The following is a 22,453-nucleotide window of genomic DNA, read 5'->3' as shown; positions in this document are numbered from 1 at the left end:
GGCAGTCGACGTGCGCGTAGTGGCGGTTGTCGGTCTCGTATTCCACGTGGGCGGTCGAGATGGTGATGCCGCGCGCTTTCTCTTCCGGCGCGCCGTCGATTTGGTCATACGCTTTGAAGTCACCGAAATACTTGGTGATCGCTGCGGTCAGCGTGGTCTTGCCGTGGTCAACGTGGCCAATCGTGCCGATGTTGACGTGCGGTTTTGTACGCTCAAACTTTTCCTTTGCCATGATGGCCTCCTTTTTCGGTAATGAAGGGAGCGTGATACCCACGCTCCCTCAAATCTTCGCTTATGCGTATTTCGCCTGAATCTCGTCCGAGATGTTCTGCGGAACCGGATCGTAGTGGTCGAACTGCATGGTGAACTGGGCACGGCCCGACGACATCGAACGCAGGGTGTTGATGTAGCCGAACATGTTCGCCAGCGGAACGAACGCGTCAATCGCGATGGCGTTGCCGCGCGGTTCCTGACCAGACACCTGGCCACGACGCGAGGTCAGGTCGCCGATGATACCGCCGGTATATTCTTCCGGGGTGATCACTTCGACCTTCATGATCGGTTCCAGCAGTTTCGCGCCCGCTTTGCGCATACCTTCACGCATACACATACGAGCCGCGATTTCGAACGCCAGAACGCTCGAGTCAACGTCGTGGAACTTACCGTCCAGCAGGGCGACCTTGAAGTCGATCACGGGGAAGCCAGCCAGCGGGCCGCTATCCATGACCGAGTTGATGCCTTTTTCAACGCCCGGAATGTATTCCTTCGGAACAGCACCACCAACGATGCGGCTTTCGAACGAATAACCTTCGGCAGGCTCTGTCGGCGAGATGACCATTTTGACTTCGGCGAACTGACCCGAACCACCCGACTGTTTCTTGTGGGTGTAGGTATGTTCAACTTCGTGACCAATGGTTTCGCGATAGGCCACCTGCGGCGCACCAATGTTCGCTTCAACCTTGAACTCTCGCTTCAGACGGTCAACCAGGATGTCCAGGTGAAGTTCGCCCATGCCCTTCATGATGGTCTGACCGGATTCCAGATCAGTTTCCACACGGAAGGACGGGTCTTCGGCGGCCAGACGGGCCAGACCCTGAGACATCTTTTCCTGGTCGCCCTTGGTTTTGGGCTCAACCGCGATCTCGATCACCGGATCGGGGAAGGTCATGGTTTCCAGAACCACCGGATCCTTCGCATCACACAGGGTGTCACCGGTGGTGGTGTCTTTCAGACCCGCCAGCGCGATGATGTCGCCTGCAAACGCTTCTTCGATCTCTTCCCGGTTGTTCGAGTGCATCATCATCATACGACCGATGCGCTCTTTCTTACCTTTGGTCGAGTTCAGGATCGAGTCACCCTTGTTCATGGTGCCCGAGTAGATCCGGGTGAAGGTCAGCGAGCCAACAAAGGGGTCGTTCATGATTTTGAACGCCAGACCCGAGAACGCCATTGCGTCATCTGCACGACGGGCGATGTCACGAACTTCTTCCTCGTCGCCGGGTTTGAAGCCCATGTAATCAACAACGTCCAGCGGGCTGGGCAGATAGTCGATCACAGCGTTGAGCAGCGGCTGAACGCCTTTGTTCTTGAACGCCGAACCACCCAGAACCGGAACGAACGCGATATCCAGAGTACCTTTGCGCAGCAGGGCGCGCAGGGTCGGAACGTCGGGCTCATTGCCTTCCAGGTATTCCATCATCGCGTCGTCGTCCATTTCGACGGCCGCTTCGATCATCTTGCCGCGCCATTCGTCAGCCATGTCTTTCAGGCTGTCGCGGATCGGTGCTTTGATCCAGCTTGCGCCCAGATCTTCGCCCTGCCACAGCCACTCTTCCATGGTGACAAGGTCGATCAAACCTTCCAGCTCGGATTCGGCGCCGATCGGAATACCAACCGGAACAGCGCGTGCGCCGGTGCGGTCTTCGATCATGCGAACGCAGTTGAAGAAGTCTGCGCCGATCTTGTCCATTTTGTTGACGAAAACCATACGCGGAACCTTGTAGCGGTCAGCCTGACGCCACACGGTTTCGGTCTGGGGCTCAACACCGGCGTTTGCGTCCAGAACGCAAACGGCACCGTCGAGAACCGCCAGCGAGCGTTCAACTTCGATGGTGAAGTCAACGTGGCCGGGGGTGTCGATGATGTTCAGGCGGTGCTTGGGGGTATCGGCGGTCTGACCGTCTTCGGTGCGTTCCCAGAAGGTGGTGGTCGCAGCCGAAGTGATGGTGATGCCGCGTTCCTGCTCCTGTTCCATCCAGTCCATGGTGGCTGCACCATCGTGCACCTCACCGATGTTGTGGGATTTACCAGTGTAATACAGGATACGCTCCGAGCAGGTGGTCTTACCTGCGTCGATGTGCGCCATGATACCGAAGTTACGGTACAGTTCGAGCGGATATTCGCGTGCCATTTTTGATAAGCCTCTGAATTACCAGCGATAGTGGCTGAAGGCTTTGTTCGCCTCGGCCATCTTGTGGGTGTCTTCGCGCTTCTTCACGGCGGTACCGCGGGACTGTACAGCGTCCAGCAATTCACCGGCGAGGCGTTCTTCCATGGTGTTTTCGTTGCGGCCACGCGCAGCAGTGATCAGCCAGCGGATGGCCAGTGCTTCGCGGCGCTCGGGGCGCACTTCGACCGGAACCTGATAGGTTGCACCACCAACCCGGCGCGAGCGAACCTCGACCGACGGTTTGATGTTGTCGAGCGCTTCGTGGAACACTTCGACAGGAGCGCGCTTGATCTTGTTCTCAACGCGGTCAAAGGCGTTGTAAACGATGCGCTCTGCGACCGACTTCTTGCCGTCGATCATCAGGTTGTTCATGAATTTGGTCAGAACCTTGTCGCCAAATTTGGCGTCAGGCAGGACTTCGCGTTTTTCGGCGGCGTGACGACGTGACATATCAGCCTCTCCTTCTTACTTGGGACGCTTCGCGCCGTACTTCGAACGGCGTTGCTTACGATCTTTGACGCCCTGAGTATCCAGAACACCGCGCAGGATGTGGTAACGCACACCGGGAAGGTCTTTCACACGGCCGCCACGGATCAGAACAACCGAGTGTTCCTGCAGGTTGTGACTTTCACCGGGGATGTACGAGATGACCTCGAACCCGTTGGTCAGGCGCACCTTGGCAACCTTACGCATCGCCGAGTTAGGTTTCTTCGGTGTGGTGGTGTACACACGGGTGCAGACGCCGCGTTTCTGCGGGCACTGCTCCAGGTGCATGGACTTTGAGCGTTTTACTTTGGGCTGCCGCGGCTTGCGGATCAGCTGTTGAATAGTTGGCATTCCGGTTTCTTCCCCGTTTTGCAACACACATGACATGCACGCGCGTTGCGTGCGGTTAAATTCGCTGCACTCATGCGTCCACAAGCGCAAAACCCGCGAGCGTTCCCATTCCGAGGTGAACGTCGCGGTTTGTTATCAGAGGGCGCGAACGGCAAAATTGTCCGGGCCTTGACCAGTTCATTACTGAAATCGGTTTTGGGGCGGCCCCCGGTACCGAGATGTCGCGCGTATTAAGCGGAGTCGGCGCCGGTGTCAACAGCGCTCGGGTCTTGATACCCTTCAGGCCGGATAGCGCTGATTTATCAGCGTATCTGATGCTGTTCCACCCCTCTAGCCCGGTTGCAGGCCGGAAAGCGCATATGCATAGTTTGGCCAAGCCAATTCTGACGGGTGAATCATGCAAGTTATCGGCCTGTGCCGCTTTTCCTTCCCTGCGCTGGGGGATTTTCAGATTGAACACGACACCGTCGAAGCCCGCCGCCGCCATCTTTATAGCCCCGCACGATTGGAAGAGCGGTTTCGCCTTTTCGAATCCACGACATTGCCCAGCTTCCACGCGCAAACGGATGAGGATTTTGAGCTTCTGATCGTTGTCGGCACCTGTCTGCCAAATGCTGCGCTTGAGCGGCTCAATGATCTGACCGCAAATATCAGCCAGGCCCGGATCATACGGAAACCGGTTGATCCAACCCTGAAACACCGTCAGATCATGAAGCGCATTCTGCACGAAGCGCGTGCATGTCCCGATCAACCATGCCTTCAGTTCCGCCATGACGATGACGATGCCGTTTCCGTGGACTTCATCAAGCATTTGCGAGCAGCGGCATCCGATGGTCAGTCGCTGCTGAACCAAAGGCAGGCCATCGGGATCGATTTCAACAACGGCTATCTGGCCAGTTTCGGCCCCGAGGGGATCCAGGCAGCGCAGGTTTACAAATCACTGTTGGGCGTGGGGCTGGGGATGTGCATTGCAGGTGGATCCACCCACACGATTATCAGCTTCTCTCATAACCGGATCGGGCGGTTCATGCCGGTGATCAGTTACCCCGATGCTCCGATGTGGGTGCGATCGTTAAACCGATTCAACGATTCCCGCAGGGCAGAGAAACAAAAGGCGCAGCTGGCCCCCTTGACCCCGGAGATGCAGAAAGACTTTGCGGCACGTTTCGCCATCGACGCCGCGCGTGTTCGTCAGGTTCATACCGCCGCTTGACGTGCGCGTTCGCGGAACAGGGTAAACAACCCTGCGCCGACGACCAGACCGGCCCCCAGCAGCGTGATCGCATCGGGCCAGTCACCAAACACAACCCACCCCAGCCCCAGCGCCCATAGCAGGCTGGAGTACCGGAACGGAGCGACAAAACCAACTTCTCCCACGCGCATGACCATGACGCTGAACAGGTAGCCCATCAGGACAAATACGGCAGCTCCGGCGACCATCGCACCCGAGGCGACCGGCACGACAACCCACCCCTGAAATACAGAAGCGACGAACGCAGCCAGCGAAATCGAAAGTGATGTCGCCAAGGTCACCACCATCGACGGAACATCCGCCGACATGCGCCGCGTGATCAGATCGCGAGCAGTGACCGCGACGACCGCAATCAGGACATAGATGGCATAAACGCTGAACCCGTCGGCGCCCGGACGCACAATCAGCAGCATCCCGGTGAACCCCATCGCAATTGCCGCAATGCGCCGCCAACCGATAGATTCTCCAAAAAACAATGCCGCGCCCAGGGTCACTGTCAGGGGCAAGGCCTGCAAAACCGCCGTCACATTGGCAAGCGGCATGTGCATCAGAGCGGTGAGAAAAAAGAACGTGGCTGCCAGCTCGGTGACACAGCGAAATGCCACCAACCACTTGTCATGACGCGGGAAGTTAAGATGCAAACTCCCCAGATGCCTGGCCAGCAAGAACACCAGCACAGACGCAAGCGCGCCACGCATCGCAACAAGCTGAAACAGCGGGATTTCCTGCCCGACCAGTTTGACCAGCGTATCGTTGACGGTAAACGCAGCCATGCTGCCCATCATCAGCAGGGCGCCCTTTAAATTCGGGGTCATCCAAAGACTTCCAAAGCTTCCAAATAAAAAACATAGGCAAGATCACGTCAGTTCTTGTCAAGACACCGAGCTCACAAGGCCTCACCGATCAGCGAAAGAACAAAGCACGCAGAAACAGACAAGTCGTGTATACTGATCGTGTTCGAACCGGTACCTGTTGATGCGAAACGCTCGTCTGTTTGAAATCGGAGTAATCTTTGTCGGCGTTCTCATTCTGACGCTTTCGATTATCTCGGCCGTTCTCTACTCGGTTTTGCTCGGAGCGCTGCTGTGTATTCTGCTGACCGCTGCTTTTGTCTGGTATATCTATAATCACGACGCTTGGATTGTCAGTCGTCTTTCCTCGGACGAGGATCCGCTTATCCTGAATCTGTGCATGACAGGATTTGTTGGTCGGGTCCGGGCGATTACACGATTTCTGCCCTCTTCGCCGCGTTGCAGATTTTGCCTCGTGCCGTTTGAAGGTTTGGGAAAAGTCCTGGGCATCAGGCCTTCTTCCAAAAACCCGAACTTTTGCCAAAGCTGCTTCACAGCTTTGCCTGCCGTTACCATCAATCTTGAGGTCGGAATTCTATTCGCCGATCTTCGGGGCTTTACGGCGTGGTCTGAATCTCATGCGCCCGATGAGGTCGCGCGCGTGTTGATCCAGTTCTATGAGGTCGCGACACAAGAAATCACCCGCGATGACGCGATTGTGGAATATATCGGCGATCAGATTATGGCGATCTACCCTGTGCCATTGCCCTCACTGAGCGAACATACAGCAGACAAGATGCTGGCGGCCGCAAAAAGGCTGGTGACGGGCTTGGACAACGGCAATCTCCCGCTTGATGTCGGCGTCGGCATGACTTTGGGAACTGCAAACGTGGGATCAATCCAGACCGGCGCAGCCAAAGATTTCACGGCAGTCGGCGATACGGTCAACATAGCCGCGCGTTTTCAGGCAGAAGCTGGATCGCGAGAACTGGTTTATTCCGAAGCTTTCCATGAACACCTGAACAACAAGCCTGAAATAGCCGAACAACGCACGCTTAACCTCAAGGGCAAGGCGGATCCGGTTAAAGCCCATGTTCTGCGGGTGTGAATGAAGCCCGTCACCTTCTAGTCCAATGCGACCACTATTGAGCATCGGAGGCCAACAAAAAAAGGCCCCTGCAATCCTGCAGGAGCCTTCTCTACTTTTCGGTTTTCACGAGTTACTCGCGGCTTTCCGGCGTTTCCACCAGAACGTCCAGCTCATCACCGACCATATCGTCGTCGAACGTCGGAGCGGCCAGAGCAGCGGCCGCTTCGGCCTCTTCCCTGCGCGCCTCAATGACGACATTGTCGCGCGACTGGGCAACCTGACGCACGGCCTGGGTCGCTCCACCGGTACCGGCGGGGATCAGGCGGCCGACGATGACGTTCTCTTTCAGGCCAACCAGTTTGTCTTTCTTGCCCTGAACCGAAGCTTCGGTCAGAACGCGGGTGGTTTCCTGGAACGACGCCGCCGAGATGAACGAGCGCGTCTGCAGCGAGGCTTTGGTGATCCCCAACAGGATCGGCTCGCCCTGAGCCGGACGACCGCCGCGCGAGATGGTCTTCTCGTTGGCCGCGTCGAACTCCTGCTTGTCGACATGCTCGCCTTTCAGCAGGGTGGTGTCGCCTGAATCCAGGATCTCCCACTTCTGCAGCATCTGGCGCACGATGACCTCGATGTGCTTGTCGTTGATCTTCACGCCCTGCAGACGATAAACGTCCTGCACCTCGTCGATCATGTAATCCGCCAGCGCTTCGACACCCATGATGGACAGGATGTCATGCGGGGCAGGGTTACCGTCCATCAGGTATTCACCCTTCTGGATGAAGTCCCCTTCGGCGACCGGGATGTGCTTGCCCTTGGGCACCATGTATTCGATGGTCTCCATGGACTCGTCCGCCGGTTCGATGCTGATGCGGCGCTTGTTCTTGTAGTCGCGGCCAAAGCGCACGTAACCATCGGCTTCTGCGATGATCGCGTGATCTTTCGGACGACGGGCTTCGAACAGTTCGGCCACACGCGGCAGACCACCGGTGATGTCTTTGGTCTTGGCGCCTTCACGCGGGATACGCGCGACAACGTCACCGGCTTCGATTTGCTGGCCATCTTCGACCGACAGGATCGCATCCACCGACATCGGATAGTGAACCGGGTTGCCCGCGTCATTGCGGACCGGCTCGCCATCTTCACCGACCAGAATGATCTCGGGCTTGAGGTCGCTGCCTTTGGGGGCGGCGCGCCAGTCGATCACGATTTTCTGAGTCATACCGGTTGCATCATCGGTCTCGTCGCGGACAGCGAGGCCCGAAACAAGGTCAACGTATTTCGCGGTACCGGCTTTCTCGGCGATGATCGGCAGCGTGTACGGGTCCCACTCGAACAGCTTGTCGCCGCGGGCGACCTTGGTACCATCCTTGACGAACAGCTTGGAGCCGTAACCCAGCTTGTGGCTGGCACGCTCTTCGCCGTGCTCGTCGCTGATCACCAGCTTCATGTTCCGGCCCATGACCAGGCTTTCGCCTGCGGCATTCACCAGAATCTGCGGGTTCTCGAAGGAAACGACACCTTCCTGGCTGGCTTCCTGGAACGACTGCTGACCACCTTGCGCAACACCACCGATGTGGAAGGTCCGCATGGTCAGCTGTGTACCGGGTTCACCGATGGACTGGGCGGCGATGATGCCGACAGCTTCACCTGTGTTCACCATGGTACCGCGTGCAAGGTCACGACCGTAGCAGGTGGCGCAGACGCCTTCCTCGGACTCACAGGTCAGAGGCGAGCGGATGCGCATCGACGCAACACCAGCTTCGTCAATGGTGTCGGCCATGCGCTCGTCGATCAACTGACCTGCTGCGACCAGAACCTCATCCGTGCCGGGACGCAGAACGTCGTCGGCAGAGACACGGCCCAGCACACGTTCAGCCAGCGAGGCGACAACCTCACCGTCATTCACGGCGGCTTCGGCAGTGATGGCGCGTTCGGTGCCACAGTCGATCTCGCGCACGATACAGTCTTGCGCCACGTCCACCAGACGACGGGTCAGGTAACCCGAGTTCGCCGTCTTCAGAGCCGTATCCGACAGACCCTTACGGGCACCGTGGGTCGAGTTGAAGTACTCGAGAACGGTCAGGCCTTCTTTAAAGTTCGAGATGATCGGCGTTTCGATGATGTCACCGTTCGGCTTGGCCATCAGGCCGCGCATACCGCCCAGCTGTTTCATCTGAGTGACCGAGCCACGCGCACCCGAGTGGGCCATCATGTAGACCGAGTTCGGTTCCTGCTCAGACCCGTCCTCTGCCCGATCCGAGGATGAGATCGTCGACATCATGGCTTCGGTGACGCGGTCGTTACACTTCGACCAGGCATCGACAACTTTGTTGTACTTTTCGCCCTGAGTAATCAGGCCGTCCATGTACTGCTGTTCAAAGTCTTTCACCTGACCGCGGGTGTCATCAACGATGCCCCACTTGTCGTCGGGAATGACCATGTCGTCCTTACCGAACGAGATGCCCGCCTTGAACGCTTCTTTGAAGCCCATCGACATGATCTGGTCACAGAAGATAACCGACTCTTTCTGACCGCAATAACGGTAGACGGTGTCGATGACCTGCTGCACTTCTTTCTTCCGCAGCAGGCGGTTGACCAGTTCGAACGGTGCCTTGTTGTTCATCGGCAGCAAGGCACCCAGACGCAGACGGCCCGGAGTGGTTTCATACCGCTTCTGAACTTCGTTGCCTTCGTCGTCGATCTGCGTGATCCGCGCAGTGATCTTGGTGTGCAGATGCACCTCACCGGCGTCCAGAGCGTGCTGAACTTCTTCGATCGAGCCAAAGACCTTGCCTTCGCCCGGCATGCCTTCGCGTTCCAGGGTCACATAGTAGAGGCCCAGGATCATATCCTGCGACGGAACGATGATCGGCGCGCCGTTTGCAGGCGACAGAACGTTGTTCGTCGACATCATCAGAACACGGGCTTCCAGCTGGGCCTCAAGGCTCAGCGGAACGTGAACGGCCATCTGGTCGCCGTCGAAGTCGGCGTTAAAGGCCGAACAGACCAGCGGGTGCAGCTGGATGGCTTTACCTTCGATCAGGACTGGTTCGAACGCTTGAATGCCAAGACGGTGCAGCGTCGGCGCACGGTTCAGCATGACAGGGTGTTCGCGGATCACCTCGTCGAGGATATCCCACACTTCGGGACGCTCTTTCTCGACCAGTTTCTTCGCCTGTTTCACGGTCGAAGACAGACCCTTGGCTTCAAGGCGCGAGTAGATGAACGGCTTGAACAGCTCCAGCGCCATCTTCTTGGGCAGACCACACTGATGCAGCTTAAGTTCCGGACCGGTCACGATGACCGAACGGCCCGAGAAGTCGACGCGCTTACCCAGAAGGTTCTGACGGAAGCGGCCCTGCTTACCTTTCAGCATGTCCGACAGCGATTTCAGCGGGCGCTTGTTGGCGCCGGTGATCACGCGGCCACGACGGCCGTTGTCGAACAGAGCATCCACGGATTCCTGCAGCATCCGCTTTTCGTTGCGGACGATGATGTCAGGTGCTCGCAGCTCGATCAGACGCTTCAGACGGTTGTTCCGGTTGATGACGCGGCGATACAGATCGTTCAGATCCGAGGTCGCGAAACGGCCACCATCCAGCGGAACCAGCGGACGCAGTTCCGGCGGAATGACCGGGATCACGGTCATCACCATCCATTCGGGCCGGTTGCCCGACTCGAGGAAGGATTCAACAACCTTCAGACGCTTGATGATCTTCTTGGGCTTCAGCTCGCCGGTTGCTTCGGCCAGATCAGCGCGCAGCTGTTCGGCTTCGGCTTCCAGATCGATCTGGGCCAGCATCTCACGGATGGCTTCGGCACCGATATTGGCGGTGAACGCGTCCATGCCATAGGCATCCTGTGCGTCCATGTACTCTTCTTCGGTCAGCATCTGGCCGTAGGTCAGGTCAGTCAGACCGGGCTCGATGACGACGTAGTTTTCAAAGTACAGAACGCGTTCCAGATCGCGCAGCGTCATGTCCAGCATCAGACCGATGCGGGACGGCAGCGATTTCAGGAACCAGATGTGAGCAACAGGAGCGGCCAGTTCGATATGGCCCATACGCTCGCGGCGAACTTTCTGCAGGGTGACTTCCACCCCGCATTTCTCGCAGACAACGCCGCGATACTTCATCCGCTTATATTTGCCGCACAGACACTCGTAGTCTTTGATCGGGCCAAAGATACGCGCGCAGAACAGGCCGTCACGCTCGGGCTTGAACGTCCGGTAGTTGATGGTTTCGGGTTTCTTGATCTCGCCATAGGACCAAGACAGGATCCGCTCGGGCGACGCCAGCGAGACCTTGATCTCGTCAAAGACCTTCGGGGGCGTCAGCGGGTTGAACGGGTTGTTGGTGATTTCCTGGTTCATTGGATTTCCTTTCCAAGCTCCGGGCATTCGTAGAATGTTCCACGGCGGTATGCGCGCCACTTGATTGTTTCGTCAGTGACGCGACCCACGCGCGGCTCTTCAAACATGGGAACGTCGATACGTTTTAGGTTCTTGCGGATTGGAGGAGTTGCCACCGGTTCATCGCCCCATTTCCAACCGAAACTTTCGTCGTCGGTTGGGCACCACATTCCGCTTTGGCTTGTGGCATGAGACTCAGCTACAGCATAATACTTGCCAGTTGAGGCATCATACGCTGCGTACCCGCCAAATACTTGGCAGGCACTCAAAGCAACCGGTGAGATAGCTACTGCTACCATAGCCCTCACTCATCAACCTCCGCATCCAGGAGTTCCATATTCAGGCCGAGGCCACGGACTTCTTTCACCAGAACGTTGAACGATTCCGGTACGCCCGCTTCAAAGTTATCCTCGCCCTTGACGATCGACTCATAGACCTTGGTCCGGCCGGCGACGTCATCCGATTTCACGGTGAGCATCTCCTGCAGGGTGTAGGCGGCGCCGTAAGCTTCCAGAGCCCAGACCTCCATCTCACCAAAGCGCTGACCACCGAACTGCGCCTTACCACCCAGCGGCTGCTGGGTAACCAGGCTGTACGGCCCGGTCGAACGCGCGTGGATTTTGTCGTCCACAAGGTGGTGCAGTTTCAGCAGGTACTTGATGCCCACGGTCACCGGACGCGCAAATTGCTCACCGGTGCGACCGTCGAACAGAACCGACTGACCGCTTTCCGAGAAGCCCGCACGCACCAGCGCGTCGTTGACGTCAGCCTCTTTGGCACCGTCAAAGACCGGGGTTGCGATCGGAACACCGCGGGTCACGTTGCCCGCAGCCTCGATCAGGCCATCCTCGTCCAAACCGGTGATGCCTTCTTCGTAGACATCCTCGCCATAGGCCAGCTTCATCGCCTCGCGCACCGGGGTCAGGTCGCCGGAGCGGCGGTATTCACCCAGAGCGTCGTCGATGTTCAGACCCAGACCGCGTGCGGCCCAACCCATGTGGGTTTCCAGAATCTGACCAACGTTCATACGCGACGGCACGCCCAGCGGGTTCAGACAGAAGTCAACCGGCGTACCATCGGCCAGGAACGGCATGTCTTCCATCGGAACAACCTTGGAGATCACACCCTTGTTCCCGTGACGACCGGCCATCTTGTCGCCCGGCTGCAGCTTACGCTTCACGGCGATGAAGACTTTGACCATCTTCATCACACCCGGCGGCAGGTCGTCGCCACGGCGGACTTTCTCGACCTTGTCTTCGAAACGGGCGTCCAGAGCACGCTTTTGCACTTCGTATTGCTCGTTCAGAGCCTCAACGATCTGTGCGTCCTGCTCGCCTTCCAGCGCCAGCTGCCACCACTGACCACGGGTCAGGGTTTCCAGCAGATCCTCGGTGATCACCGACCCTGCCTTGACGCCTTTCGGACCTTTGACAGCGGTTTTACCCAGGATCAGGCCCTGCAGACGCGCATAGATATTGCGGTCGAGGATCGCCAGCTCGTCGTCCCGGTCACGGGCCAGACGTTCGACTTCTTCACGCTCGATCTGCAGCGCACGCTCGTCTTTCTCGACGCCGTGACGGTTGAAGACGCGGACCTCAACGACCGTACCGTAATCGCCCGGCTTCACGCGCAGCGAGGTGTCGCGCACGTCAGAAGCTTTTTCACCAAAGATGGCGCGTAGCAGCTTTTCTTCCGGGGTCATCGGGCTTTCGCCCTTCGGAGTGATCTTGCCGACCAGAATATCGCCCGGCTCAACATCCGCACCGATGTAGACGATGCCCGCCTCATCGAGGTTGCGCAGCGCTTCTTCACCGACGTTCGGGATGTCGCGGGTGATCTCTTCCGGGCCCAGCTTGGTGTCACGGGCGGCGACTTCAAACTCCTCGATATGGACCGAGGTAAAGACGTCGTCACGCGCGATACGTTCCGAGATCAGGATCGAGTCTTCGTAGTTGTAACCGTTCCACGGCATGAACGCGACGACCACGTTTTTACCAAGGGCCAGTTCACCCATATCGGTCGACGGACCATCAGCAATAACCTCGCCCTTCTGGACGGTGTCACCCACCTTGATCAGCGGACGCTGGTTGATGCAGGTGTTCTGGTTCGAACGCTGGAACTTGCGCAGACGATAGATGTCAACGCCAGCGTCGCCCAGTTCCAGATCCTCAGTCGCGCGGATAACGATACGCTGGGCATCGACCTGGTCGATGATACCAGCACGTTTCGCCTGAATCGCAGCACCCGAGTCGATCGCAACCTTTTCCTCGATCCCGGTACCGACCAGCGGCGCCTCGGCGCGCAGCAGCGGAACCGCCTGACGTTGCATGTTCGAGCCCATCAGAGCGCGGTTGGCGTCGTCATTTTCAAGGAACGGGATCAGCGATGCAGCTACTGATACCAGCTGTTTCGGCGACACGTCGATCAGGTCCACATTCTCGCGCGGGGCGAGGGTGTAGTCACCGGCCTGACGGGTCGAAACCAGATCGTTGATGAACTTGCCATCGGCGTCCAGCGTCGCGTTCGCCTGCGCCACGGTGTGACGCATTTCCTCGGTCGCGGACATGTAGTGAACCTCATCGGTCACCTCGGCGTCTTTGACAACGCGATACGGTGTTTCGATGAAGCCATACTTGTTCACGCGGGCAAAGGTGGCGAGGCTGTTGATCAGACCGATGTTCGGACCTTCCGGCGTTTCAATCGGGCACATCCGGCCATAGTGGGTCGGGTGTACGTCGCGCACCTCAAAGCCCGCACGCTCACGCGTCAGACCACCGGGGCCAAGCGCCGAGAGACGGCGTTTGTGGGTAACTTCCGACAGCGGGTTGGTCTGGTCCATGAACTGCGACAGCTGCGACGAGCCGAAGAATTCACGAACAGCAGCCGCAGCGGGTTTCGCGTTGATCAGGTCCTGAGGCATGACGGTGTCGATCTCGACCGACGACATACGCTCTTTGATCGCGCGCTCCATGCGCAGCAGGCCAACGCGGTACTGGTTCTCCATCAGTTCGCCGACCGAACGCACACGACGGTTGCCGAGGTGGTCGATATCGTCCACGTCGCCTTTGCCGTCACGCAGTTCCACCAGCGCCTTGATGCAGGCCACGATGTCTTCGCGGCGCAGAGTGCGCAGGGTATCCGGCGCGTCCAGAGCCAGACGCATGTTCATCTTCACGCGGCCAACAGCGGACAGGTCATAACGCTCGCTGTCGAAGAACAGAGTGTCGAACAAGGCCGAGGCCGCTTCGACGGTGGGCGGCTCGCCCGGGCGCATGACGCGGTAGATGTCCATCAGCGCGCTTTCACGGTTCAGGTTCTTGTCCTGAGCCATGGTGTTGCGCATGTAGGGGCCAACATTGACGTTGTCGATGTCCAGAACCGGGATGTCGGTGATACCCGCATCCATCAGATCCTTGACGGTACCACCGATCAGATCGCCGTCTTTGTCATATTCCAGGGTCAGCTCATCACCGGCTTCGACATAGATCGCGCCGTTTTCTTCGTTGATAATGTCCTTGGCGACGTATTTGCCGACGATGTTGTCGAAGGGCACCAGCAGGTCGGTTACGGCACCTTCGTCGATCAGCTTCTTAACCGCGCGCGGGGTGACTTTCTTGCCCGCTTCGGCAATCACCTCGCCCGACTTCGCGTCGATCAGGTCGTATGTCGGACGGGTACCGCGCACACGCTCGGGGAAGAAGGGCGTGACCCAGCCTTTCTTCTTGTCCAGCTTGTAGGACACGGTGTTGTAATACGCGTCCATGATCGCTTCCTGATCCAGACCCAGCGCGTACAGCAGGGTTGTCACAGGCAGCTTGCGGCGACGGTCGATACGAGCGAAGACGATGTCCTTGGCGTCGAACTCAAAGTCCAGCCAGCTGCCGCGATACGGGATGATGCGGCAGGCAAACAGCAGTTTGCCCGAGGAATGGGTTTTGCCCTTGTCGTGGTCAAAGAACACACCGGGCGAACGGTGCATCTGGCTGACGATCACACGCTCGGTGCCGTTCACGATGAAGGTACCATTCGGCGTCATCAGGGGCATGTCGCCCATGAACACGTCCTGTTCTTTGATGTCTTTGACCGATTTCGCGCCGGTGTCCTCATCGACATCAAACACGATCAGACGCAGAGTGACCTTGAGCGGGGCGCTGTAGGTCATGTCGCGCTGCATGCACTCTTCGACATCGTATTTGGGTTTTTCCAGATCGTATTTCACGAACTCCAGCACGGAGGTTTCGTTGAAATCCTTGATCGGGAAAACCGACTGGAACACACCTTTGATGCCTTCGCCGTCTGTGGGCTGTTCTGCATCGCCGGAGCGCAAGAAAAGATCATAAGAAGATTTCTGCACCTCAATGAGGTTCGGCATTTCCAAAACTTCGCGGATTTTGCCGTAATATTTACGAAGACGTTTCTGGCCAAGGAACGTTTGAGCCATGTCAGATGTCACCTTTCGATGTTCTCAGCGGGCAAAGACACCGTCGGGCCCCGGCATCTTGCACAATCGAGACAACACGTCCGGATCAATTCGTGGCCACCGTCCCGAAGGCGGCCTCCCGATCCGAAAACCGTGTCTTAGAAAACGCCCCAGATGTTGAGGCCCTTTCTAAGACAGGTTCGGCTGGACCCGGATTTCTCCGGACCCAGCCAAATTTTGCGGCGCATCAGCGATGCACCTGTCGGTTGGCTTAGGCCAGCTCGACTTCGGCGCCAGCTGCTTCCAGCTTGCCTTTGACTTCTTCGGCTTCGTCTTTCGACACGCCTTCTTTGATCTTGCCGCCAGCTTCGACCAGTTCCTTGGCTTCTTTCAGGCCCAGACCGGTGATGCCGCGAACTTCTTTGATCACGTTGATTTTCGAAGCGCCGGCGTTCTTCAGAACGACGTCGAATTCGGTTTTCTCTTCCTCAGCTGCGCCACCGGCGTCGCCGCCAGCTGCCATGACAACCGCGCCGCCAGCTGCGGGCTCGATGCCGTATTCGTCTTTGAGGATGGTTTTCAGTTCTTGTGCTTCCAGCAGGGTCAGACCCACGATGCTTTCTGCGAGTGCTTTCAGATCAGCCATTTTATCAGCTCTTTCCGTTTACAGTGTGTGTTCCAACGTCAGGGGCAATCCCCTACGCAGATCATTCAGTGCCAACCGCTTACGCAGCTTCCGCCTTCTCTTCGATGGTGGAAAGGATGCTTGCGATGTTGCTTGCAGGTGCGCCAATCGCGCCGGCGATGTTCGAAGCAGGTGCGCCAATGCAGCCAGCGATCGAAGCAATAAGCTCCTCGCGAGACGGCATTTTCGAAACTGTTTCGACGCCTTTGCGGTCCAGAGCGTTCTCGCCCATAGCACCGCCGAGGATCTCAAAATTCTTGTTATCCTTGGCGAAGTCCTCGGCCACCTTGGCTGCTGCCACGGGGTCCTCGGAGTAGGTCAGAACGGTCATCCCTGTCAGCAGGTCGGCCATGCTTTCACACGGCTTACCCTCAAGGGCGATTTTGGCGAGCCTGTTCTTGGCAACACGCACGGCACCACCCGCGTCACGAGCACGTGCGCGAAGGTCCTGCATCTCGGCAACTGTCAGACCGGCGTAGTGAGCAACCACTACGACGCCAGAGCTTTCGAAGATTTGGCCGAGTTCCTCGACCACTTTCTCTTTCTGGGCTCTATCCACAGTTCTCTCCAAGTTAGGGGCGATACCTCACCCCGGCTCATATTTGCCGAGGGGTTAACCCCGGCGTTCAGGTCCGTTGTTACGGGATTGGCCAAAATGCGCCCGAGGATCGTGACCCTCAGAATTCTTTGGTCTTACCCGTCTCAGGCAGGGAATTAAGGGGCCATATGGCACCACCCACCGTCTTGGACGAAACGAAATAAAGCGCACGACGAATCGCACGCTTTATTCCGCAGCTCTACTTAGGGCAGATGGCTGTGGTTTCCAAGGGGTAAATTGCTCTGTCAATCCATTTAAGCGAAGAGTTTTCAGAGTCCCGAGAACAGTCTGGCCACCGCCCAGAAACTGCCATTTTCGGCATTTAAGATATGGATCAATGCGCCTGTCGGCTGGTTCTCGTGCCGTATCGACCTTCCTATCGGCCACGTGAACCCGCCAGGCATGCCGGGCACTTGAAATCGAAACCCCGTTGTGAGCTAGAGTAGTAAAAGATACGGGCAACAGCAGATATGAAGGAAACGTCCATACTAAGCGAACGCGCAGTGCGCTTCGGGTCGATATTTGCAAGCATCTTGGTCGTCACGCTGCTTCATCGTTATTATGGCCTGACAAAATTCATCGATCGATCCTATGTCTGGACATACAATCCATACGACGGGTTCGATCCCGTTGCGGCATTCTTTGAGGAAAAGGCGCATTCGCTTTGGCTGGGAATAGCCAATGACATATTGTTCAGCGGTGCGTTCGCACTGATATTTGCATTTCTTCCGGTCGCGCTTTTGATTGTCGCAATCCTGGTTCTTGCCCTTTTTTATTCTTCAAATATTGAGCACATCCACACCAACCTAACCGCCATAGATCTGGACCTTCTGGGATTTGCTACGGACCCAACGTTTGTAAACGCGCATTTCACCCCAAGCGTCGTAGAAAACTGGGTCATATTCTCGCTTATTGCGATCGCGCTTTTGGCAACTGCGCGACTGCCCCTGTTGTCCAAGTCATGCGCTGCTGCTGGGGTCGTTTTATGCTGCGCGGCGTTGGTCTTTGTTCCGAACAACTTTCGAATAAATGAGCTTCGCTGGATTCAGTCGCACCCTCTGCTTCCGACCCTCGGTCATGCAAAGCTTGAGGCTTCAGACCGAAATTTCGAACCTTCGGTCTTTCAACGCGAGGCTGTGATTGAGTTGGGTCCGGATCAATTGAACGTGCTTGTCATTTATTTGGAAGGCTTGTCGAACTTCAGCCTGACCATGGCTGACATGGACGTCCTGAACCGGCTGGCGACCGATAACATCCGCCTGGACCGATTTGTCGGGCCGCAACTGATCACGTCAAATGGCTTGTACACAACACTCACCGGCGATCTGCCCAGCTTTGTTTCCAGCGAACGCAAGTGGAATGACTTGACCGCAGACTCTGAAGTTGCGGAAGTCTCTCTTCCAGCGGTGTTGGCAAGCGCGGGCTTTCATACAGCCTTTCTGCAAAGTGCAAACCTTGCATTCATGTCGAAAGATCAACACCTCAAAGACCTTGGGTTCGAAGTCCTGCGCGGTGATGCGGATTGGGCCGCGGGTCCGGGTGTGCTCCGGAATGGATGGGGGATAGACGATCGATCCCTGTTTCGAAACGTTGTCGACTATATCGACAATCTGAGTACCGACGAACCTTGGTTTATCGCTGCTCTGACCACTGGGACACATGCGCCTTACAATGTTCCGGACGATTTTCTGCCAGACGTACCTTCCGCCAGATTACGTTCGTTGAAATATGCCGATCAGGCCGTCGGCGAACTGATGGAGGCGCTTGAGCAGCGTGGTATTCTGGAAAACACAGTTGTCGTTTTCACGTCAGATGAGTCCCGCGAGACTGCAAATCTCCCTCAATTGGAGAATGAGATTCTACTGAATTGGCTCCCGTTCATTGCCGTTCATCCAAGTGGTTCCAAACAATCCGTTGAAAAGATCGTCTCAAGCAAAGACACGCGGAACATCATTCTTGAGCTGGCCACAAATGCCACCCGTCCCGATCTGCAGCAATTGATTGAAGAATCCGAACCGGTCATTTTCGGCAATATACTCAGCGGTCGCATCTTCTGGTACGACCCTGGACGGAAGGAAATGTTCGCGTGTCTCGCTGGTCGTGAATTGGGCTGCGAACATTGGCAAGACGTCGTTGACTTTACCCAACCTTCAAACGGAACCCTGGCAGGGCAGGCGTATTTTTCGCAGTTAAAAACCGTCATTCTCGACCACGAATAAAAAAAGGCGGGATGTGTATCCCGCCTTCTTTCATTCATCTGGTGTCGATTTATTCGCCCGAGGCTTCAGCGACGTCCAGAGTCACGCCGGGGCCCATGGTCGAGCTTAGCGCGATTTTCTTCATGTAGGTGCCTTTGGCGCCAGACGGCTTGGCCTTGGCGACGGCCGAGACAAAGGCGCGGACGTTTTCGGCCAGCTTGGCTTCGTCAAACGACGCTTTGCCAACGCCTGCGTGCACGACGCCACCTTTTTCCGCCTTGAACTGAACTTCACCGCCCTTGGCTGCTTCCACGGCCGCTTTCACGTCCATGGTCACGGTGCCAACCTTGGGGTTCGGCATCAGGTTACGGGGGCCCAGAACCTTACCCAGACGACCGACGATGGGCATCATGTCCGGGGTGGCGATGCAGCGATCAAATTCGATGGTGCCGCCCTGAATGGTTTCCATCAGGTCTTCTGCGCCAACGATATCCGCGCCAGCTTCTTTCGCTTCGTCCGCCTTGGGGCCGCGCGCAAAAACAGCGACGCGCATCGCTTTGCCGGTGCCGTTGGGCAGGCCGACAACGCCGCGCACCATCTGGTCCGCGTGACGGGTGTCAACACCCAGGTTCATCGCGATTTCGATGGTCTCGTCGAATTTCGAGGTTGCGTTGGCTTTGACCAGGGCAACTGCTTCGTCTACCGACAGGTTTTCCTTGCCGGCGACAGCTTCGCGCGCAGCGCGGGTACGTTTACCGAGTTTTGCCATCTTACTTCACCTCGATGCCCATAGAGCGGGCCGAGCCCAGGATGATCTGCATTGCGCCTTCGACGTCGTTGGCGTTCAGATCTTTCATTTTGGCTTCGGCGATTTCGCGAACCTGCTTAGTGGTCACGGTGGCCACGGTCTCACGACCGGGGTTTTCCGCGCCACGGGGGCGGTTCCGCTTGCCAACCGGCTTCAGACCAGCGGCTTTTTTCAGGTAATAAGACGCGGGCGGCGTCTTGATGTCCATGGTGAAGGACTTGTCCTGATAATAGGTGATCACGGTCGGGCAAGGGGCACCCTGCTCCATGTCTGCGGTCTTGGCGTTGAACGCCTTGCAGAATTCCATGATGTTGATGCCGCGCTGACCCAGTGCGGGGCCAACTGGCGGCGACGGGTTCGCCTGACCTGCAGGAACCTGCAGCTTCATTGTACCAGCAAGCTTCTTGGCCATTTGGTTTTCCTTTCAACGTAGGCAGGACGCGTCCCACCCGGTTTATGTTGCGTGGTCTGATCCGGGATCGCGATCCCTGCAACCTCCCACGAGAGAATCTCGCCCGAAGACGATAGAGGCGGCGTTTATAGGGGAATGAGGGGGTTGGCAAGTGGCTGGGGCTGCAATCGGAAAAGACCGCATCGATCCCTGGCATCACTATTGTAGGAGGAACCAGACGACAGCCCGCAGTTCATAGATCGGCCACTTTGAGCGCCATTTGCCTTAGGTGTCGCATGTCCGTTCCGCAACAACCGCCAAACACCCGAATAGAGGGATTGTCCCGCACAACATGCGCAATCTCCTGACCCAGTTGAACAGGATCACCCTCGTCCAATTCCTTAGCTTCATCCAGTTCCGCATGCGAACAGCGCGATGCGTTGGCTACTACGCCTTTGAGTCTTGGGTGTTTTTTCAGAGCGTCCGCAAAGTGCGCGGGGTGCGCACAATTCACCATATAGAAGAGCGCTGCGCTGTCTGTTTCCAATTCGATTTGGTTCAAGGCATCTGTCAGCTTTGTCCCGTCAGCCAGACACCCGTCAGTTTCTACAACGAGTGACATGATGATTGGCAAATCGAAGTCTTGCGCTGCCAGAACACAGCCAACGGCCTCATTCACGCGATTGAACGTATAAGCCGTCACCAGATCGACACTGGTTTCTTTCAGGGTCGACAGTTGCACGCCATGGTATTCGCGTGCCTGCTCAACTGGCATAGGAGGAATATCTGCATAGGGATCATATCTAGGACCGATACAAGCCGAAACCAAGACATCGTCGCGACCAGATGCATTGCGTACCTCGTCCATCAACGCAACAGCGTCTTTATTCACTTTTCGGAGATTCTCTGCATCGTAGCCCAACGGCGCAGCCCGATCGGCATTTGCCATCCAGGTAGGAGCGTCGAGTATGCAGCTCACACCCATATCCCCAGACAACTCAACCAATTCCTGCATTTGCTGCGCCAAAACGGCCCGCGTTTCAGGTTTCTCCAGCAATGGGAAAGACGCAAACCCCGGAAGCTCAATGCCGTGATTGAAGATCAGGTCCGTACCCGTACCCGCATAGACAAGGAAGTGTTTTTCACTTTCATGTGGGAGTTTCCGCGCCATTTTACGCTCCTCGAACATCTTCGTTGGATCATTGCCACATTGGCGGAGACGAATTCATCTTCGATGCAGCAGTTTTTTCTCGGGCTCGTCAAGTTTCTGGATAATCTACTGCCGCGCCAAATCCCACTTTGGCGCGGCAGGCTAAACAGAAAAAGCCACGCAACCCGGGCTGCGTGGCTTCGTACATCTTTGAATAAGGCTATTCAGCTCTGCTTGGTAACCTGCGTAAAGTCCAGCTCCACCGGCGTCTCGCGGCCAAAGATCGACACCGAGACCTTCAGCTTCTGGTTCTCGTCGTCCACGCCTTCGACCATGCCGTCGAAATCCTCGAACGGGCCGTCGTTGACCTTGACCTTTTCGCCGACCTCGAAGCTGATCATCAGCTTGGGCGCTTCTTCGCCTTCCTGAACACGGTTCAGGATCTGGTTCACCTCAGCATCGCGCATCGGCATCGGGCGGCCTTGCGGGCCAAGGAAACCGGTGACCCGGTTGATCGAGTTCACAAGGTGATAGCCCTGATCCGACATCTCCATATGCACCAGCACATAGCCGGGCATGAAACGGCGTTCGGTGGTGACTTTCTTGCCCCGGCGCACTTCGATCACCTCTTCGGTGGGCACCAGAACCTCGTCGATATCGTCTTCAAGGCCGTGCTCTGCCACCGACGTGCGGATCTGCTCTGCGATCTTCTTTTCGAAATTCGAAAGAACGCTGACCGAGTACCACCGTTTCGCCATGAACCTGTCGTCCTTGTTTGCCTTTGGGCCGCGACTGCGCCCGTCATTGAAATTCTGTCACGTCACCCGGAATAAAAAGCGGCGCGCGGTCCGAATCGCCGCACGCCCATTCCGAATAGTCCCGCGTCACCTACTAGCACATCGCCTGAGGTGCAAGAGGGCAGTGCCGCCAGGGCCTGCCCGAACCGGTTTAGCTGAACGCGCCCAGGATCAGTTGCAGACCACCGCGAATGCCCAGATCGACCAGCGCAAAGAAAACGGCTGTCAGCGCCGCCATGATGAACACCATGACCGTGGTCAACAGAACTTCGCGGCGCGTGGGCCAGACGACCTTTGCAACTTCGGCGCGGACCTGCTGAATGAACTGGATCGGATTCATGGTAGCCATTTGGCGGTGTTCTCTCTGCTAGCGGATGGGCCGGACATAACCGGGCATTGCGGCAATTTCAAGGGCTGTCAGGACTTGGGTTTGTCATCCCATTCGTCGCTGAGGATGCGACGGGCATCGCCCTCGGGGTCGTCATACTGGTTGGACCGGACCGTGTAGATAAAGGCCACAAGGCCAACCCCGCCCAAAAACAGGGAAATCGGTATGAGATAGGCCAGAACTTCCAT

Annotated in this window: 19 protein-coding genes; 3 read left to right on the top strand and 16 right to left on the bottom strand. The window is 57.1% G+C overall.

What is annotated here, in order from left to right; translation table 11 throughout:
• The 4 genes from ACRZ9X_RS19715 to rpsL all read right to left on the bottom strand — a co-directional run.
• Positions 1-232: GTP-binding protein (locus ACRZ9X_RS19715; RefSeq protein WP_480521777.1), on the bottom strand; the 232-nt coding region annotated here is incomplete at its 3' end.
• A 60-nt stretch (positions 233-292) separates the two neighbouring features.
• The gene (fusA, locus tag ACRZ9X_RS19710; protein WP_480521776.1) at positions 293-2,410 is read right to left on the bottom strand and encodes an elongation factor G; all 2,118 of its coding nucleotides are present in this window, start codon (positions 2,408-2,410) and stop codon (positions 293-295) included.
• 18 nt (positions 2,411-2,428) lie between these two features.
• Positions 2,429-2,899, bottom strand: a complete 471-nt coding sequence (gene rpsG / locus ACRZ9X_RS19705) for a 30S ribosomal protein S7 (RefSeq protein WP_039529242.1) — start codon at positions 2,897-2,899, stop codon at positions 2,429-2,431.
• 15 nt (positions 2,900-2,914) lie between these two features.
• Complete coding sequence (rpsL, locus tag ACRZ9X_RS19700; protein ID WP_005621086.1) at positions 2,915-3,286, bottom strand: 30S ribosomal protein S12; 372 nt, start codon at positions 3,284-3,286, stop codon at positions 2,915-2,917.
• Positions 3,287-3,683: 397 nt separating this feature from the next.
• On the opposite strand from rpsL, the gene ACRZ9X_RS19695 reads away from it, so the two are divergent.
• Entirely contained in the window at positions 3,684-4,499 is an 816-nt protein-coding gene (locus ACRZ9X_RS19695) for a putative rhamnosyl transferase (RefSeq protein WP_480521775.1), read from the top strand.
• On the opposite strand, the gene ACRZ9X_RS19690 is transcribed toward ACRZ9X_RS19695, so the two are convergent.
• A complete protein-coding gene (locus ACRZ9X_RS19690) occupies positions 4,484-5,353 on the bottom strand; it encodes a DMT family transporter (RefSeq protein WP_480521774.1) in 870 nt (289 codons plus the stop codon). The two genes, ACRZ9X_RS19695 and ACRZ9X_RS19690, sit on opposite strands and share 16 nt — an antisense overlap.
• Positions 5,354-5,513: 160 nt before the next feature.
• On the opposite strand from ACRZ9X_RS19690, the gene ACRZ9X_RS19685 reads away from it, so the two are divergent.
• Positions 5,514-6,437, top strand: a complete 924-nt coding sequence (locus tag ACRZ9X_RS19685) for an adenylate/guanylate cyclase domain-containing protein (RefSeq protein ID WP_480521773.1) — start codon at positions 5,514-5,516, stop codon at positions 6,435-6,437.
• A gap of 112 nt (positions 6,438-6,549) precedes the next feature.
• Here ACRZ9X_RS19685 and rpoC read toward each other — a convergent pair whose 3' ends face one another.
• The 5 genes from rpoC to rplJ all read right to left on the bottom strand — a co-directional run bounded on the left by rpoC (position 6,550) and on the right by rplJ (position 16,494).
• Positions 6,550-10,791, bottom strand: a complete 4,242-nt coding sequence (rpoC, locus tag ACRZ9X_RS19680) for a DNA-directed RNA polymerase subunit beta' (RefSeq protein ID WP_480521772.1) — start codon at positions 10,789-10,791, stop codon at positions 6,550-6,552.
• Positions 10,788-11,129 carry a hypothetical protein gene (locus tag ACRZ9X_RS19675; RefSeq protein WP_480521771.1) on the bottom strand — a complete coding sequence of 114 codons (342 nt, stop codon included), beginning with the start codon at positions 11,127-11,129 and terminating at the stop codon, positions 10,788-10,790. The genes rpoC and ACRZ9X_RS19675 overlap by 4 nt, the downstream gene beginning before the upstream one ends.
• Before the next feature lie 5 nt (positions 11,130-11,134).
• The gene (gene rpoB, locus ACRZ9X_RS19670; RefSeq protein ID WP_170508789.1) at positions 11,135-15,271 is read right to left on the bottom strand and encodes a DNA-directed RNA polymerase subunit beta; all 4,137 of its coding nucleotides are present in this window, start codon (positions 15,269-15,271) and stop codon (positions 11,135-11,137) included.
• Positions 15,272-15,521: 250 nt separating this feature from the next.
• A complete protein-coding gene (gene rplL / locus ACRZ9X_RS19665) occupies positions 15,522-15,896 on the bottom strand; it encodes a 50S ribosomal protein L7/L12 (RefSeq protein ID WP_037314964.1) in 375 nt (124 codons plus the stop codon).
• Positions 15,897-15,975: 79 nt separating this feature from the next.
• Positions 15,976-16,494: a 50S ribosomal protein L10 gene (gene rplJ, locus ACRZ9X_RS19660; protein WP_298387143.1), complete on the bottom strand. Its 519-nt coding sequence runs from the start codon at positions 16,492-16,494 to the stop codon at positions 15,976-15,978.
• A gap of 509 nt (positions 16,495-17,003) precedes the next feature.
• On the opposite strand from rplJ, the gene ACRZ9X_RS19655 reads away from it, so the two are divergent.
• Positions 17,004-18,752, top strand: coding sequence for an LTA synthase family protein (locus ACRZ9X_RS19655; RefSeq protein ID WP_480521770.1), 1,749 nt, complete (start codon positions 17,004-17,006; stop codon positions 18,750-18,752).
• A 49-nt stretch (positions 18,753-18,801) separates the two neighbouring features.
• Here the strand turns inward: ACRZ9X_RS19655 and rplA are convergent, their stop codons facing one another.
• From rplA to ccoS, 6 genes are all read right to left on the bottom strand, one after another.
• On the bottom strand, positions 18,802-19,500 hold the full coding sequence (rplA, locus tag ACRZ9X_RS19650) for a 50S ribosomal protein L1 (RefSeq protein WP_170656105.1): 699 nt from the start codon (positions 19,498-19,500) through the stop codon (positions 18,802-18,804).
• A gap of 1 nt (position 19,501) precedes the next feature.
• Positions 19,502-19,951 carry a 50S ribosomal protein L11 gene (gene rplK / locus ACRZ9X_RS19645; protein WP_113791694.1) on the bottom strand — a complete coding sequence of 150 codons (450 nt, stop codon included), beginning with the start codon at positions 19,949-19,951 and terminating at the stop codon, positions 19,502-19,504.
• 232 nt (positions 19,952-20,183) lie between these two features.
• Positions 20,184-21,119 (bottom strand): homocysteine S-methyltransferase family protein, encoded by a 936-nt coding sequence (locus ACRZ9X_RS19640; RefSeq protein ID WP_480521769.1) that lies wholly within the window; start codon positions 21,117-21,119, stop codon positions 20,184-20,186.
• Positions 21,120-21,304: 185 nt separating this feature from the next.
• Entirely contained in the window at positions 21,305-21,838 is a 534-nt protein-coding gene (gene nusG / locus ACRZ9X_RS19635) for a transcription termination/antitermination protein NusG (protein ID WP_170355307.1), read from the bottom strand.
• Between the two features lie 190 nt (positions 21,839-22,028).
• The gene (gene secE / locus ACRZ9X_RS19630; protein WP_170350969.1) at positions 22,029-22,226 is read right to left on the bottom strand and encodes a preprotein translocase subunit SecE; all 198 of its coding nucleotides are present in this window, start codon (positions 22,224-22,226) and stop codon (positions 22,029-22,031) included.
• Positions 22,227-22,294: 68 nt separating this feature from the next.
• Positions 22,295-22,453 carry a cbb3-type cytochrome oxidase assembly protein CcoS gene (ccoS, locus tag ACRZ9X_RS19625; protein WP_058272490.1) on the bottom strand — a complete coding sequence of 53 codons (159 nt, stop codon included), beginning with the start codon at positions 22,451-22,453 and terminating at the stop codon, positions 22,295-22,297.

This window comes from Ruegeria sp. AL1, from assembly GCF_056540905.1.
Note: the sequence above shows the minus strand (reverse complement) of the source record. Positions and strands in the feature narration are given on the sequence as shown.

Excerpts from the sequence above, each read along its gene's own strand:
- fusA (WP_480521776.1), bottom strand. The coding sequence starts at position 2,410 with ATGGCACGCGAATATCCGCTCGAACTGTACCGTAACTTCGGTATCATG.
- rpsG (WP_039529242.1), bottom strand. The coding sequence starts at position 2,899 with ATGTCACGTCGTCACGCCGCCGAAAAACGCGAAGTCCTGCCTGACGCC.
- rpsL (WP_005621086.1), bottom strand. The coding sequence starts at position 3,286 with ATGCCAACTATTCAACAGCTGATCCGCAAGCCGCGGCAGCCCAAAGTA.
- ACRZ9X_RS19695 (WP_480521775.1), top strand. The coding sequence starts at position 3,684 with ATGCAAGTTATCGGCCTGTGCCGCTTTTCCTTCCCTGCGCTGGGGGAT.
- ACRZ9X_RS19690 (WP_480521774.1), bottom strand. The coding sequence starts at position 5,353 with ATGACCCCGAATTTAAAGGGCGCCCTGCTGATGATGGGCAGCATGGCT.
- ACRZ9X_RS19685 (WP_480521773.1), top strand. The coding sequence starts at position 5,514 with ATGCGAAACGCTCGTCTGTTTGAAATCGGAGTAATCTTTGTCGGCGTT.
- rpoC (WP_480521772.1), bottom strand. The coding sequence starts at position 10,791 with ATGAACCAGGAAATCACCAACAACCCGTTCAACCCGCTGACGCCCCCG.
- ACRZ9X_RS19675 (WP_480521771.1), bottom strand. The coding sequence starts at position 11,129 with ATGGTAGCAGTAGCTATCTCACCGGTTGCTTTGAGTGCCTGCCAAGTA.
- rpoB (WP_170508789.1), bottom strand. The coding sequence starts at position 15,271 with ATGGCTCAAACGTTCCTTGGCCAGAAACGTCTTCGTAAATATTACGGC.
- rplL (WP_037314964.1), bottom strand. The coding sequence starts at position 15,896 with ATGGCTGATCTGAAAGCACTCGCAGAAAGCATCGTGGGTCTGACCCTG.
- ACRZ9X_RS19655 (WP_480521770.1), top strand. The coding sequence starts at position 17,004 with ATGAAGGAAACGTCCATACTAAGCGAACGCGCAGTGCGCTTCGGGTCG.
- rplA (WP_170656105.1), bottom strand. The coding sequence starts at position 19,500 with ATGGCAAAACTCGGTAAACGTACCCGCGCTGCGCGCGAAGCTGTCGCC.
- rplK (WP_113791694.1), bottom strand. The coding sequence starts at position 19,951 with ATGGCCAAGAAGCTTGCTGGTACAATGAAGCTGCAGGTTCCTGCAGGT.
- ACRZ9X_RS19640 (WP_480521769.1), bottom strand. The coding sequence starts at position 21,119 with ATGTTCGAGGAGCGTAAAATGGCGCGGAAACTCCCACATGAAAGTGAA.
- nusG (WP_170355307.1), bottom strand. The coding sequence starts at position 21,838 with ATGGCGAAACGGTGGTACTCGGTCAGCGTTCTTTCGAATTTCGAAAAG.
- secE (WP_170350969.1), bottom strand. The coding sequence starts at position 22,226 with ATGGCTACCATGAATCCGATCCAGTTCATTCAGCAGGTCCGCGCCGAA.
- ccoS (WP_058272490.1), bottom strand. The coding sequence starts at position 22,453 with ATGGAAGTTCTGGCCTATCTCATACCGATTTCCCTGTTTTTGGGCGGG.